This is a genomic window from Neptuniibacter sp. CAU 1671 (assembly GCF_029222905.1).
In the GTDB taxonomy this organism is placed as follows: domain Bacteria; phylum Pseudomonadota; class Gammaproteobacteria; order Pseudomonadales; family Balneatricaceae; genus Neptuniibacter.
Map to the genome: position 1 here is coordinate 45,170 of NZ_JARHUE010000010.1, position 14,341 is coordinate 59,510.

Genomic DNA, 14,341 nt, shown 5'->3' on the forward strand with positions numbered 1-14,341 from the left:
TCGATGAAAATCCTCTATGGTGTTCAGGCGACAGGTAATGGGCATATTACGCGGGCCAGAGTGATGGCGCCTGCGCTGGCTGAGAGAGGCGCTGAAGTTGATTTTCTGTTCAGTGGTCGGGCGCCGGACCAGCTTTTCAACATGGAGCCTTTTGGTGATTATCAATGCCGAAGCGGGCTGACCTTCAGTATGTCAAAAGGCAAGGTCAACCTCTGGCAAACGTTGGTTGGTAATCAGTACAGGCAACTTATCCGTGATATCAGAGCTCTGGACGTCAGCAATTATGATCTGGTGATCAGTGATTTTGAACCAGTGACGGCCTGGGCGGCACGTAACCAAGGTGCTCCATCGGTGGGGATCGCGCATCAGTATGCTTTTTTGAATGCGTTGCCTGATGGCGCCAAGTGGCGGGTACTTAAACCTCAGGTGAAGCTGTTTGCGCCAGTTCAGCAGGCCATTGGTCTGCATTGGGATTCGTTTGGTGGGCATTGTCTGCCCCCCTTGATACAGCCGCCATTGTTCACCCCCACGCAGGTAACAGAGAAGTATGTTGTGTATCTGCCGCATGATGACCTTGCTGAATTAAGGCAGGCTCTGCAGTCATATGGTGACCAACAATTCTATATCTATTGCGGGGTTACAGAACGAAGTGAGGTTGGCAACATCGTATTGTGCCCATTTTCTCGTGAAGGGTTTCAGCGTGATCTGGCCAGTTGTGCGGGCGTGATCTGCAATGCGGGGTTTGGGTTGCTAAGCGAGGCGATGCAATACGGTAAAAAAATCCTCTGCCTGCCACAGCAGGGGCAGCCTGAGCAGATTTCAAATGCACGGATACTGGCTCAGCTGGAAAGGGGCACCGTTGTGAAAAATCTGCGGGCACCTGAAGTGAAAACCTGGTTTGACCAAAGTGCGCCGATGGCTACTCCGTGGCCTGATGTTGGGGGGATGCTGGCTGACTGGCTGGTTTCAGGCCGGCAGCTCTCACTGCCTGAGTTGGGCGAGCGTCTCTGGGCGTCTGTTTCGAATAACCAGGTGAGTTCAGTCAACAATCATCATTCGGGAATGATTGAACGAACCTGAAATTAAAAAGGGCAGCTCATCCTCTGAGCTGCCCTTTATTTGGTATCCATTCTTCCATACGGCTGTAATGCCATCCCTGCGCTTCCTGCATTCCTGTGCCGCTTGCCTGCCGTCCTTAAAACCAATCCGTGATTAGGAGATCCACTGTTACTAAGTATGGTGATGGTTGGTAAAAGCGATATAGGAAAAGTTCTTAATTTTGGTTGGCCGGGTGAGGTATTCGGGGAAACCGAATGTGTTGGGGCAAAAATAAAAGGGGCGCTTCAGTCCTTGAAGCGCCCCTTGGCTGGTATCCATTTTTCCATGCGACGGTGTTCGTCCTTGTGCTTCCTGCTGTCCTTTGTCGCTGTCGTGCCGTCCTTGTATTCATTCCGTGAACAGGAGATCCACCTGATCCATTATGGGAGTTTGCTAAGTAATTGGTATAAGAAAACTTCTTAATTTTAAGTGTGTTTATCTTAGATGGCTGATCTTAAGCGGGAAAATGCCGAGCATCAGACCGTTGTGCGGTAGGCCTAAAATAAAAAAAGGCGCTCCAATATATGAAGCGCCTGATATGCTGGCTTCCATCATCCCTGCGGCAATGATTCATCCCTGTGAATCCGTTTTCCTTTGCCGCTTTATAAGCCTTTGAATTCATCCATGAATGCATGATCCATAAAGCTATGATGCTTTTTATTAGCTGTTTTTGGTATAAGAAAATTTCCTATTTTCATATGTGGCTCAGTGTGTCGATCCCGTCGGGTTGTGAATGGACAGTCGGCTTCTTCGGCGATACACTGGGACAATTATCTTGGTCGGGGTGCTCTTTTGGAGCTGAGAATATACCCGTAGAACCTGATCCGGCTGGTACCGGCGTAGGAAATCGAGATGTCCTCATCCTGTTCAAATTTGCGATGCTGTGACCCGACTTTTGATTTAACGGGGTGCAGTTGTGCATAAAACATCTTCTTCACATCTACCTAATGTGCTCACAATCGCGGGATCTGACTCCGGTGGTGGTGCTGGTATTCAGGCTGATCTCAAAACTATCTCTGCGTTAGGCGGCTATGGTTGCTCTGTAATCACGGCAATAACCGCGCAGAACACTCAGGGTGTCAGCGCCAGCGAAGTATTGTCACCCAAACTGGTTAATGCTCAGTTGAAAGCAGTACTTGATGACCTTGGCATCAGTGCAATTAAGACCGGGATGATGGGTAATGCGGCAGTGATTCAGGTTGTTGCTGCATACCTTAAAGAACATTTTTCAGGTCCAGTGGTGGTTGATCCGGTGATGGTGGCAAGCAGTGGAGACAGTCTTTTAGAGACTGCCGCTGTGAATGCGTATCTGCAGGAGCTCATCCCACTTGCGACCCTGATTACCCCCAATTTGCCAGAGGCCGCCAAATTGCTGGATCAGCCAGTGCCGGATTCGATCATCACAATGAAACAACGCGCTGGTGAACTTTATGAGCTCGGAGCAAAGGCGGTACTTCTTAAAGGAGGGCATCTGGATGGAGATCTATGTACCGATGTGCTCTTTGATGGCCGGGAGTTTCATCTGTTTGAGGCAGCAAAACTGAATTCAGCCAATACACATGGCACAGGTTGTACTCTTGCTTCGGCGATAGCAACCGGCCTGGCTAAAGGGTTAGATTTGGCTGAAGCGGTGAGTCATGCCAAGCACTATGTGACTGAGGCCATCAGATATTCGAATGAACTGAACGTAGGTTCTGGTCACGGGCCAGTCAACCATTTCTATGCGCGCTCAGCCGAGCGTTGAATGACAATAAATAAAACAGGTTAATGTTATGACGGATAAATCGCCTCAGCAGGCAGCAGAAGCAAAAGTACTGAGTCAGACAGCTCAGGTTGACCGCGATTCGGTTCAGCCGTTTCCCAAGTCACGTAAAGTTTATGTGGAAGGATCACGGTCTGACATTCGTGTGCCGATGCGTGAAATCTCACTGGATGACACGCCAACGGCGTTTGGTGGTGAAAAGAATGAGCCACTGTACGTTTACGATACCTCTGGCCCTTACACCGATCCGGATGTACAGATTGATGTGCGCAAAGGCCTTAATCCATTGCGGGCAGCCTGGATTGAAGAGCGTCAGGATACTGAACAGCTCTCAGCGCTGACCTCGGAATATGGCCGTATGCGTGAGGCGGATTTGCGACTGGACGCTTTGCGTTTTCAGTTGCAGCGTAAACCGCTGCGTGCCAAAGCCGGACAGAATGTGACGCAGCTGCATTACGCGCGCAAAGGCATTGTGACGCCGGAAATGGAATATATCGCGATCCGCGAAAATATGAAGCTGGCCAAGGCCCGTGCGGAAGGTAATCTGATTGCGACACAGCATCCGGGTGAAAACTTTGGTGCCTACATGCCGGAGGAGATCACGCCCGAGTTTGTGCGCAAAGAAGTGGCTGAAGGGCGGGCGATTATTCCGGCAAATATCAATCACCCCGAAGTTGAGCCGATGATTATTGGTCGTAATTTCCTGGTGAAAATCAACGGCAACATTGGTAACTCTGCGCTGACTTCAAGCATTGAGGAAGAAGTAGAGAAAATGACCTGGGGTATTCGCTGGGGTGCGGATACCATCATGGACCTCTCAACCGGTAAGAACATTCATGAAACCCGGGAGTGGATTATCCGTAACTCTCCTGTGCCAATCGGTACTGTGCCAATTTACCAGGCACTGGAAAAAGTGAACGGGGTCGCAGAAGATCTGAACTGGGAAGTGTTCAGGGATACTCTGATTGAGCAGGCTGAGCAGGGGGTCGATTACTTTACGATTCATGCCGGTGTATTGTTGCGTTACGTGCCAATGACCGCGAAACGTATGACGGGTATCGTCTCCCGTGGTGGTTCAATTATGGCTAAGTGGTGTCTGGCGCATCACAAAGAGAACTTCCTCTACACCCATTTCGAAGAAATTTGTGAAATCTGCAAAGCCTATGATGTCTCCTTCTCTTTGGGGGATGGCCTGCGTCCGGGTTCAGTCTATGATGCCAATGACGAAGCGCAGTTCTCCGAACTTGAAACACTGGGCGAGCTGACGAAAATTGCCTGGGAACATGATGTTCAGGTCATGATTGAAGGTCCGGGTCATGTGCCGATGCATATGATCAAAGAAAATATGGATAAGCAGCTGACAGAGTGCCACGAAGCACCCTTCTACACGCTGGGTCCATTGACCACGGATATCGCGCCGGGTTACGACCACATCACCTCAGGTATTGGCGCTGCAATGATTGGCTGGTACGGCTGTGCCATGCTTTGCTATGTGACGCCGAAGGAGCATCTAGGTCTGCCGAACAAGGATGATGTGAAAACCGGCATCATTACTTACAAGATTGCAGCCCATGCAGCTGATCTGGCCAAGGGGCATCCCGGCGCTCAGATCCGTGATAACGCGATGTCGAAAGCGCGTTTCGAATTCCGTTGGGAAGATCAGTTCAATATTGGTCTGGATCCGGATACCGCACGGGCCTATCACGACGAGACCCTGCCGAAAGAGTCTGCCAAGGTGGCTCACTTCTGCTCAATGTGTGGTCCGAAATTCTGTTCAATGAAGATCTCTCAGGAGGTGCGGGAACTGGATGCGGATCAGGTGGCCGCTATTAATGCCCAGGCTGAGCAGGGCATGCAGGAAAAGTCAGCCGAGTTTAAGTCCTCAGGAGCCGAGATTTACCATAAGCTCTGATCACAAAAAAGGGCGAACCCATCGGGTTCGCCCTTTTGTTTATAGCGGGGTAGCAGAGCCTCAGGAGAAGCCGATCTGCAGATCCCAGAACTTCTCGATTTCTTTCAGCTGACCGCTGAGCTGACCAAACGAGGTATTGCTCATTACATTGTCAGCATTGATCTGTTCCAGCTGTTTATCAAACATTTCCTGAACAAGATCGTGAATCGCCTTGCCTTTATCACTCAGACTGATGCGGACTGAACGCTGGTCGTGTTCTGAACGTACCTGATTGATATAACCATTGGAGACCAGTTTCTTCAGGTTATAGGACACGTTAGAGCCGAGGTAATAACCGCGGGTTCTCAGTTCACCTGCAGTCATCTCACGATCAGAGATGTTGTGCATCAGAAGTGCCTGTACGCTGTTTACATCGGTATAACCCAGAGAGTCTAGCCGAAGTTTCAACAGATCGAGGATTCGCCGGTGCAGGCGCTCAATGAGGCGCATACAATCCAGGAAGTCTGCTGAAGAGGCTGCTGTCTTGGTTTTAATGCCGGTTTCCATATAAGGGTTTCCTGTCAGTACAAGCTGAATCTTTAAAGATAATATTCTTGATCGGTCATTTATGGAAAATTTTTAGGTATTTTTTTCAATTTAGTGAAAAATTGTAACGTTTGAGAATTGCTTTTGCATTCATCTCTGTTAATCTTACGTTAAGGTTTGTGATTCAGATCGACCTGATCTGGTCACTTCCGTCTCCAGCGAAAAAGATCCTCTCTCGAAAAAGGCAAACCGTGTGAAAGCACGGGACGCAAAGTCAAGAGTCCCTCAGTGGATAGTCTGACTACCGAACGAGAGAGATCTTTTTTCTTTTTCTGGCTTACTTCCTTAACGCTTCAAACTCACTCATCCGATTTGGCTGTGCCTACTCTTAGGCTTTTGAATTGCCAGCAAAATCACCTGTTTATCTATCGGCATGGTCAAGATAAGTGGTCAGTCTGTTAAACTGACGTCTTTCCAGAAAAAAACCTGTCTCTATTATGAGACAGATTGCGATAGATAGTAACAATTCGTGTTAATTTTTAGCCAACTATTCTTTGATAGACTCAGTCAGGGTTATGAAATTTAAAACTATTCCGGTTACCCCGTTCCAACAAAACTGCACTGTTATCTGGTGTGAAAAATCAGGCAAAGCGGCTGTTGTCGATCCGGGTGGTGAAATCGACCGTATTCTTGCTTTTGTTGCTGATAAAGGACTTTGTCTGGAGAAAATTCTGCTGACGCACGCGCATATCGATCATGCGGGTGGAACAGCAGAACTTATGCAACGTGAGTCGCTTCCCGTTGAGGGGCCGCATATTGACGATAAGTTCTGGATAGACGGTATGGCTGAACAGTGCCGGATGTTCAATTTTCCAAAATGTGAGAGCTTTACGCCTGATCGCTGGTTAAATGATGCGGATACCGTCACGGTGGGAGAGGAAACACTTGAGGTGTTGCACTGCCCCGGGCATACACCGGGACATGTGGTGTTCTATCACCGTCAGGATCAGTTGTTGCTGGTAGGCGACGTGCTGTTCAGAGGGTCGATTGGACGGACCGATTTCCCCCGAGGCAATCACGCTGATCTGATTAAGGCGATTCAGCAGAAACTTTTGCCTCTGGGAGATGAGGTGACCTTTATTCCAGGCCACGGACCTAATTCCCAGTTAGGCGTTGAACGTCGCTCCAACCCGTTTATTCAGTAATTTTGGCCGCGTCTGAATCTGCTTTGCCAGCCCCGGTAATACCACCGCTGACGACAAAGGTGGTGACCCGGCTGGCTTTTGCGTCCAGCATCGAGATTCGCTCGCGGGGGACAATGATCAGATTGCCTGCAAAATTATAAGACTGTGGCAGGTAGACGGCGACATCCTGTTCCAGCCCGAAATCCGCCAGATTCTCGTTAGTAATGAACCCCATCGCTTTAATGGCGCCATCCGGTGTCAGTGTCACCAGCACCGGTGTTTCAAAGCTTTTTTGGTCACCCAAAAACGCCTGAAACAGATCTTTAAGTGTGTTGTAGAGCAGCTTTACAACCGGTGTTTTTTCTAACAGACGGTCGAGCCAGGACAGTATGATTGCGCCCAGGTAGTTTGAGGCAATTGCCCCCGTCAGAATGATCAGCGCCAGTGTGCAGATACCCCCTAAAACAACGGTTTCTACACCAGGTGATACTGAGGGAAAGAAAACCTGCAATAAACGCCCGATGGCCGAAAAAACGGTGTTGTTGAGTGCTGCAAAAATCAGATACACCAGATACACGGTCAAAACCGCCGGTAGCAGGATCAGCAAGCCCTGAAAAAAGAACCTGAGCAGGCTGCGGAAAATCAGGTGATTTTTCATGCATCCATTCCTTGAGGGTAATCGGGTTTATTTGTGCAACAGTAATGCGCGCTGAAAGAGCACAGGATCCAGCGCTTTTTTGTGGGCGATCACCTCGGCAAGAGGGGTGGCGCAGATCGCACCATTCTGTACGCCCACCATAATGTCGGATATGCCTGCACAAAGGTAGTCTACTGCCGAAGCGCCGAGGCAGGATGCCAGCACCCTGTCATGACCGGAGGGGCTGCCACCGCGCTGGATATGCCCAAGAATGCAGACCTTGGGGGCCTGGCCATTGGCTTCAAGCTGATGGGCGAGGCTATAGGTCAGACCGGGTATTGGGCCTTCTGCGACGACGATGATACCGCTGGAACCCTGACCGGTTTGTCGGTTATGGGCCAGTTGGTAACAGATGGTATCGACTTTAACTTCATATTCCGGTACCACAATCATCTCTGCACCGCAGGCGATGCCAACATGGGTCGCAATAAAGCCGGAATTTCGTCCCATGACTTCAACCAGAAACAGACTTTCATGGGACAGGGCGGTATCACGAATCTTGTCAATGGCGTCTAAAGCGGTGTTAACCGCGGTATCAAAGCCGATGGTATCCTCGGTGCCATAGATGTCATTGTCGATGGTGCCGGGCAGGCCGATGACAGGAATGCCAGTCTCTCTGCAGAGCAGGTGAGCGCCGGTCAGGGAGCCATCACCGCCAATGACAACCAAGGCATCTATCTGATTATCGGCAAGTATCTCAGCACCCAGTTTGCGTACTTTCGGATCCTTGAAGGCCAGACAGCGATCGCTCTTGAGCAGAGTGCCGCCGCGCTGAACGATGTTCGTCACTGAAGCTGAGTTCATCTCCTCAAAGTCGCCGGTAATCAAACCGCTGTAACCTTTGTGGATGCCCACGACCCGGATATCCTGATTCAGGGCCGCCCTTACAACCCCTCGGATGGCGGGATTCATGCCGGGCGAGTCGCCACCGCTGGTCAGGACGGCAATCGCATTGGGTTTATGGGTCACTTCCAGAGTTGGAATGCTGTACATAAAAGGCGTCCGTGGCAGGATTTGTTCTCAGTGTAATCTATGCTAAGTGACAGAATCATCCTATCCCTGAACTAAAATCAGGTTAAATTTTCGCAGCGGTTTAAGGTTGGAAATATCGGTTATGGAGCGAAAGCCCTACCAGCGTATTGCTGCCAGTGTGATGGTGTACTTTGCTGAATACCGGCTCAATTTCCAGGAGATGACAGAGCAGGCCCGTGTGTGTTTTGAATCGGGCGACTGGGGAGCTATCCAGGACCTTTCTGCGCAGCGAATAGATCTCTACGAAGCGATGGTGGCTGCCGCAGTCACTGAGATGGAGCATCTGCTCGGTGAGGAGTTGTATCTATCCCGTCTCTGGAATAAAGCAAAGCCATATTATCGGCGACTGCTGCAGCAGAGGACCGATCCGGAACTGGCAGAAACTTTCTATAACTCGGTCTATTGCAGGGTATTCCGGCACGGACAGATCGATGATGAGCATATGTTTATCTTTTCCTCCTGGCGGGACCGTCTTATTAACACCGGGGGGGGGATCTATCAGACCTATCCTCTGGCAGAGGAGGGCGGTGTCAGGGTTCTGTTCAGGTTGTTGCAGGACTTGCCTTTTCAGGCGCCTTGGGAAAGTTTACGGCGTGATATTCGCAACATTCTGCTGCGCGCCCGCACGATTCTGCCGCTGGCTCAGTTGTCTGAACGTGGTGCTGTGGTGCAGGTGATTCGCAGTCTTTTTTACCGCAATAAAGCAGCCTATGTGGTCGGCAGGGTGCATCTGGGTGAGAAAAGTGTCCCGTTCGTGTTGCCTGTTCTCAATAATGGACAGGGTAAGCTTTATGTCGACACACTGATCTGTGATGAGAACGATGTCTCAATTATTTTCAGTTTTACCCGTTCCTATTTTCTGGTGGATGTGGATGTGCCGTCAGAATTTGTCAGATTTCTGCATACGCTGATTCCGGCCAAGTCGATTCCCGAGCTTTACAGTTCAATTGGTTTTTATAAGCAGGGTAAGGCTGAGTTTTTTCGTAACTTTGTTTCCCACTTAGAGCAAAGTCAGGATCAATTTATTATCGCCCCGGGTGTAAAGGGCATGGTGATGACGGTATTTACACTGCCCTCTTATCCCGTCGTATTCAAAGTAATCAAGGATCATTTCTCATCCTCCAAACAGATTACGCGGGAGGGAGTGAAGGAAAAATACCAATTGGTGAAACGTCATGACAGGGTTGGCCGAATGGCGGACACACAGGAGTTTACGAATTTCAGTTTTCCGCTTGAGCGATTTTCGACAGAGCTTATCAATGAGCTTGAGGCGGTTGCGGGTAGTTCTCTGAGAGTTGAGGGAGACCGGCTGATTATCCGTCACCTCTGGACGGAGCGTTATATGACGCCACTGAATATCTTCATTGATGATGCGCTTGAGCGGCAGGATGCTACCGCGTTGTTTCATGCCATCAATGAATACGGCAAAGCGATCAAACAGCTGGCGGCGGCCAATATCTTTGCCGGGGATATGCTGTTTAAAAACTTTGGAGTGACCCGTCATGGCCGGGTTGTATTCTATGACTATGATGAAATCCTCTATCTGACCGACTGTCATTTTCGTGCGATTCCGGAACCCCTCTACCCTGAACAGGAGCTCTCCAGTGAACCCTGGTACTCGGTCGGTCCCAATGATGTTTTCCCGGAAGAGTTCAGTCTGTTAACTGCCTGCGATCCCTCTGTACGTAAAATTTTCAATGAGTTACATGGAGATTTGCTCACGGTGGGGTTCTGGCAAGGCATGCAGTCTCAGGTTAGACAGGGTGTGCTGGTGGATGTGTTTCCCTACCGACAATTGAATCGTTTTCCTCGCAACGATTAATCCTTTGATTTTCTTGAAAATCAAAGGATTGGAACTAGGCTAAAAATTGCCTTAAAAAAATCTGACCCGATAGAGCGTCAGGGTTCTGCTAGCAGGGAGAGTAAGATGAAATTGCAAAAAAGATTGATTACCACAGTGGTGGGTACTGCACTGGGGTTGGGTATGTCTGTATCTGCTCCAACCGTGCAGGCGCAGGATTTTATAACCATTGGTACAGGGGGCGTCACGGGGGTCTATTACCCGACCGGTGGTGCTATTTGTCGTTTGGTCAACAAAGGGCGCAAGGAACACGGTATTCGCTGTTCTGTTGAGTCCACAGGTGGGTCTGTCTATAACCTGAATACGATCCGGGCCGGTGAGCTGGATATGGGTGTTGCTCAGTCTGACTGGCAATATCATGCCTACAATGGCACCAGTAAATTTGAAGAGATGGGGCCTAATCCGGATCTGCGCGCTGTCTTCTCAATTCATCCCGAGCCATTTACCGTAGTGGCGCGGGCGGACTCCGGTATCAAAAATTTTAATGATATCAAAGGGAAACGGGTCAATATCGGTGATCCGGGTTCAGGTCAGCGCGGCACTATCGAAGTGTTGATGAATGCTAAAGGCTGGACAACAGACGATTTTGCTCTGGCGTCTGAGCTGAAAGCATCGGAACAGGCCAGTGCACTCTGTGATAACAAAATAGATGTCATGGTCTATGTGGTGGGACACCCGAGTGGTGCCATCAAGGAAGCAACAACTTCATGTGACAGCACGCTGGTAAATGTCGATGATGCTGATGTAGCCAAGCTGATCGCAGATAACAGCTACTACCGAAAAGCAACAATTCCAGGTGGCATGTACCGTGGTAATCCAGACGACGTGCAAACCTTTGGTGTGGGTGCAACGATTGTGTCCTCAGCGAAAGTACCTGATGCCGTTGTTTATCAGGTCGTAAAAGCAGTCTTTGAAAACTTCGATGACTTCCGCAAATTACACCCGGCCTTCGAAAATCTCACCAAAGAAGAGATGGTTAAAGATGGTCTCTCCGCGCCTCTACATCCTGGCGCACTTAAATACTACAAAGAAGCTGGGCTGCTCTAAGCACATCTGCCCGGGCTAGGTCCCGGGCAGTCGCGTAAGGTTTAACGTTAAGGAGTCGTCCATGGAAGAGAAATCTCAGCATTCTCATCGTGTGTCTGAAGAAGTTCAGCAGATGGTTGCGCAGGCAGACTCAGGTGCAAGATCGCCAGCAGGTCTGCCCGGTAAATTTTTATGGCTGGTGGCACTCAGTTGGGCGTTGTTCCAGCTCTGGTATGCATCACCTTTGCCATTTATCGTTAACTTTGCTGTCTTTAATGACACTGAAGCGCGCGCCATTCATCTGAGCTTTGCGATTTTTCTCTCCTTTACTGCGTTTCCGGCCTTCAAAAATTCCTCTTTCGATTCAGTGCCCTGGCATGACTGGCTTTTTGCCCTGGCGGGTGCATTCAGTGCCAGTTATCTGGTGGTGTTTCATGCGCAGTTAGCAGACCGCGCCGGAGCACCCATTACGCAGGATATAGTGGTGGCTGTCTGTGGCATGCTGTTGCTGCTGGAAGCGACCCGAAGAGCCCTGGGTCCACCGTTGATGGTGGTGGCTACAGTCTTTCTGGCCTACACCTTTGCCGGACCCTACATGCCTGAAGTGATCTCGCATAAAGGGGCAAGCCTGAATAAAGCTATGTCACATCAGTGGCTCACCACGGAAGGTGTGTTTGGTGTTGCATTAGGTGTGTCGACCAGTTTTGTTTTCCTGTTTGTACTGTTCGGTGCACTGCTGGATAAGGCGGGTGCCGGTAACTACTTCACGCAGGTCGCGTTTTCATTGTTGGGTCATATGCGTGGCGGGCCTGCGAAAGCGGCTGTGGTTTCTTCGGGCTTGAGTGGGCTTGTCTCAGGCTCCTCAATTGCCAATGTGGTGACAACCGGTACATTCACCATTCCACTGATGAAACGAGTTGGTTTTCCTGCCTACAAGGCTGGAGCTGTAGAGGTTGCGGCGTCAACAAATGGACAGTTAACGCCACCTATCATGGGGGCTGCTGCTTTCCTGATGGTTGAATATGTGGGCATCTCCTACATAGAAGTGATCCAGCATGCCATTTTGCCTGCCTTAATCTCCTATATCGCGCTGATCTATATCGTGCATCTTGAGGCGATGAAAGCCGGTATGGAGGGATTGCCTTCCAGTAATACCGCAACCCTTGCTCAAAAACTGACGGTATGGGCGTTTATCATTCTGGGTGTGTGTATTGGTTCTCTGGCGATCTATTACGGTCTTGGCTGGACAAAAACCTATCTGGGCGATGGTTCTTACCTTGTTGCTGGCGTAGTGATGCTGGTGGGTTACCTGTTCCTGATCTGGTATGCCACGCAATACCCTGAACTGAAAATGGATGATCCCGAAGCTGAAGTGGTGCGGCTCCCGCCAACCGGTCCTACCGTCAAATCGGGACTCTATTTTCTGCTGCCGGTTGCTGTGCTGATCTGGTGCCTGACAGTTGAGCGTTTTTCCCCGGGTCTTTCTGCCTTCTGGGCTACGGTGTTTATGGTGATCATTTTGCTAACCCATAAACCTTTGAAAGCGCTGTTCAGAAAAGAGCAGAACCTTGCGGATTACTTTTTAGAAAGCATTGAGGATCTGTTTAATGGGCTGGTTTCCGGCGCACGGAACATGATCGGAATCGGTGTTGCGACTGCTGCTGCAGGTATTGTGGTAGGCACAGTTACCCTCACCGGTATCGGATTGGTGATGACTGAGTTTGTTGAGTTTATCTCAGCTGGCAATGTATTCCTGATGCTGTTATTCACGGCGGTCATCAGCCTGATTCTTGGTATGGGGTTACCCACAACGGCAAACTATATCGTGGTGTCGACCCTGATGGCCCCCGTGATTGTGACGCTGGGTGCAGAGCATGGACTGATTGTGCCGCTCATCGCTGTGCATCTGTTTGTGTTTTATTTCGGTATCCTGGCAGATGACACTCCCCCCGTTGGGTTGGCGGCTTTTGCTGCAGCGGCAATCGCAAGGTCTGATCCGATTAAAACAGGTATACAGGGTTTTACGTACGATATTCGTACCGCAGTATTACCCTTCATGTTTATCTACAACACCGAGCTGATTTTATACGGCATTGAAAGTGTGCCCCATCTCATCCTTACTGTGATTGGCGCATTGATTGCGATGCTGGTGTTTGCCGCTGCAACCCAGGGTTTCTGGTTCACCAAAAACAGATGGTACGAAACCGGTTTGTTACTGCTTATCGCCTTTGTGATTTTCCGTCCCGGCTTCTTCTGGGATGAAGTGTTTCCGCCAACAAAACAGGTCGATCCGCACTCTATTATGACCTTTATCGATAAGCTTCCAGCTGAACAGCCATTGGTACTCAGGGTGGCCGGTGAAACCTTGGATGGTGACTTTGTCGAAAAAACCGTGCAATTGAAGCTGGAAAATGAAGGTGATGCAGAGTCAAAACTGCGCTCAACTGGCATTGAACTAAGAACAGAAGAGCAGAACGTGCTGGTTGATATGGTTGAGTTTGGAAGTGATGCGCAGAATGCAGGCATCGACTTTGACTGGAAGATTCTCTACATAGAAGCAGAAAATGAACGGCCTGATAAGCAGTGGTTGTGGCTGCCGGCACTGGCATTGTTATTTGCCCTTGGTTTTTTACAAATTCAGCGTAGAAACAGATCTGCAGGTTGAGGTGACGTATGTTTAATAGAATATTGGCTCCGCTAGACCTGCAGGACACAACAGGTACCGATCAGACGCTGGCTGCGCTAAAAGCCCTCACTGGAGAGTCCAGTCATGTCGTACTGCTCACCGTTATGCCTGATATACGAATGCCGCTTGTCGCGTCCTACTTTCCTAAAGGTAGTCTGGAAAAAGCGGTCGATGCATTAACGCAATCGCTGAACAAAAAAGCCGCTGATAGCCTGAAGGGATACAACGTGAGCTGTGTTGTGGCAGTGGGTGACGCGCAGGAACAAATTGTCAAAACAGCTGAAAGGGAACAGGTTGATCTCATCCTGATGAAAGCGTATCAGCATGGCTCGCTTGATAAACTGATGTTAGGTTCCGTGACGGCAAAAGTTGTTGAACGCTCGCCTTGTTCAGTTTTTGTTCTTAAATAAATATATTTCTTCTTTTTTATCCTCTCCCTGTTGACCTAAAAAGTATGGGGTGTAGAATGCGCCTCCCTGACCTGACGAGGGCACTGCTAAGCAGGCTTTTGAAGTACAGGTCAGGCCTTAGTAACTGAATGAAATTGTTTGTTTTTTG

General features: G+C 49.6%; 11 protein-coding genes and 2 riboswitches. Of the genes, 8 read left to right on the forward strand and 3 right to left on the reverse strand.

Features of this window, described 5'->3' with window-relative positions:
- The first annotated feature begins 3 nt into the window (after positions 1–3).
- The 3 genes from P2G53_RS13615 to thiC all read left to right on the forward strand — a co-directional run bounded on the left by P2G53_RS13615 (position 4) and on the right by thiC (position 4,772).
- Positions 4–1,080, forward strand: a complete 1,077-nt coding sequence (locus P2G53_RS13615; RefSeq protein ID WP_275818162.1) for a glycosyltransferase family protein — start codon at positions 4–6, stop codon at positions 1,078–1,080.
- A 788-nt stretch (positions 1,081–1,868) separates the two neighbouring features.
- Positions 1,869–1,961, forward strand: a riboswitch (TPP riboswitch).
- 53 nt (positions 1,962–2,014) lie between these two features.
- A complete protein-coding gene (thiD, locus tag P2G53_RS13620) occupies positions 2,015–2,842 on the forward strand; it encodes a bifunctional hydroxymethylpyrimidine kinase/phosphomethylpyrimidine kinase (RefSeq protein WP_275818164.1) in 828 nt (275 codons plus the stop codon).
- Positions 2,843–2,870: 28 nt separating this feature from the next.
- Complete coding sequence (gene thiC / locus P2G53_RS13625; RefSeq protein WP_275818166.1) at positions 2,871–4,772, forward strand: phosphomethylpyrimidine synthase ThiC; 1,902 nt, start codon at positions 2,871–2,873, stop codon at positions 4,770–4,772.
- A 60-nt stretch (positions 4,773–4,832) separates the two neighbouring features.
- Here the strand turns inward: thiC and P2G53_RS13630 are convergent, their stop codons facing one another.
- Positions 4,833–5,318 carry a winged helix DNA-binding protein gene (locus P2G53_RS13630; protein WP_275818168.1) on the reverse strand — a complete coding sequence of 162 codons (486 nt, stop codon included), beginning with the start codon at positions 5,316–5,318 and terminating at the stop codon, positions 4,833–4,835.
- 212 nt (positions 5,319–5,530) lie between these two features.
- A riboswitch (cyclic di-GMP riboswitch) is annotated at positions 5,531–5,606 on the forward strand.
- Positions 5,607–5,872: 266 nt separating this feature from the next.
- On the opposite strand from P2G53_RS13630, the gene P2G53_RS13635 reads away from it, so the two are divergent.
- A complete protein-coding gene (locus tag P2G53_RS13635; protein ID WP_275818170.1) occupies positions 5,873–6,502 on the forward strand; it encodes an MBL fold metallo-hydrolase in 630 nt (209 codons plus the stop codon).
- On the opposite strand, the gene P2G53_RS13640 is transcribed toward P2G53_RS13635, so the two are convergent.
- Together P2G53_RS13640 and pfkA are read right to left on the reverse strand one after the other, a co-directional pair.
- Positions 6,492–7,139 carry a DUF502 domain-containing protein gene (locus P2G53_RS13640; RefSeq protein WP_275818172.1) on the reverse strand — a complete coding sequence of 216 codons (648 nt, stop codon included), beginning with the start codon at positions 7,137–7,139 and terminating at the stop codon, positions 6,492–6,494. The two genes, P2G53_RS13635 and P2G53_RS13640, sit on opposite strands and share 11 nt — an antisense overlap.
- A gap of 27 nt (positions 7,140–7,166) precedes the next feature.
- Positions 7,167–8,171 (reverse strand): 6-phosphofructokinase, encoded by a 1,005-nt coding sequence (gene pfkA / locus P2G53_RS13645; RefSeq protein WP_275818173.1) that lies wholly within the window; start codon positions 8,169–8,171, stop codon positions 7,167–7,169.
- 121 nt (positions 8,172–8,292) lie between these two features.
- Here pfkA and aceK point away from each other — a divergent pair, with 121 nt between their 5' ends.
- The 4 genes from aceK (at position 8,293) to P2G53_RS13665 (ending at position 14,193) form a co-directional block, all read left to right on the forward strand.
- On the forward strand, positions 8,293–10,032 hold the full coding sequence (gene aceK, locus P2G53_RS13650; protein WP_275818175.1) for a bifunctional isocitrate dehydrogenase kinase/phosphatase: 1,740 nt from the start codon (positions 8,293–8,295) through the stop codon (positions 10,030–10,032).
- A gap of 105 nt (positions 10,033–10,137) precedes the next feature.
- Positions 10,138–11,118, forward strand: a complete 981-nt coding sequence (locus tag P2G53_RS13655) for a TAXI family TRAP transporter solute-binding subunit (RefSeq protein WP_275818177.1) — start codon at positions 10,138–10,140, stop codon at positions 11,116–11,118.
- Positions 11,119–11,179: 61 nt separating this feature from the next.
- Entirely contained in the window at positions 11,180–13,762 is a 2,583-nt protein-coding gene (locus tag P2G53_RS13660) for a TRAP transporter permease (RefSeq protein ID WP_275818179.1), read from the forward strand.
- Between the two features lie 8 nt (positions 13,763–13,770).
- Entirely contained in the window at positions 13,771–14,193 is a 423-nt protein-coding gene (locus tag P2G53_RS13665) for a universal stress protein (RefSeq protein ID WP_275818182.1), read from the forward strand.
- The last annotated feature ends 148 nt before the right edge of the window (positions 14,194–14,341 follow it).